The organism is Xanthobacter sp. BG11Y11_SDJG, assembly GCF_057364445.1.
Map to the genome: position 1 here is coordinate 1 of NZ_JBNFNU010000914.1, position 485 is coordinate 485.

General features: G+C 76.7%; 1 protein-coding gene. It reads left to right on the top strand.

Features of this window, described 5'->3' with window-relative positions; all coding sequences use genetic code 11:
* Positions 1-449: cobaltochelatase subunit CobN (locus AC2W7M_RS27270; protein ID WP_486136379.1), on the top strand; the 449-nt coding region annotated here is incomplete at its 5' end.
* Positions 450-485 lie beyond the last annotated feature (36 nt).

Genomic DNA, 485 nt, shown 5'->3' on the forward strand with positions numbered 1-485 from the left:
TCGTCGGCGGCTTGCGCGGCCGCGGCCCATGCGCTCGGCCGCAGGGCCCATCTGGTGATGCCTCCGACACCCGCGACCCCGCCCGGCCGCGCGGGCGCTCGCTCGGCGAGTCGCTGGCGCTGCTGGTCCATGGCCGGGTATCGCCGGTCTTCATCGCCGGCCAGATGCGGCACGGGCCGCGCGGGGCGGCCGAGCTTCTGGAGACCGTGGACCGCCTCGTCGCCTTCGCCGAGACCACCGAGGCCGTGCCCTCCGCGCTGCTCGACCGGCTGCATGCGGCCTATCTCGGCGACGGCGCCGTCCGCGCCTTCCTCCTCGACCAGAACCGCGAGGCGGCACACGCCATGGCCGCGCGCTTCGCCGACGCCCGCCGCCGTGGCCTGTGGCACCCCCGCCGCAACGACCTCGATGCCGATCTCGCGGCGCTCCGGACGGAGGCAGCGCAATGACGGCCGCCCGACCGATCCCCCCCGAGCGGCGCGATC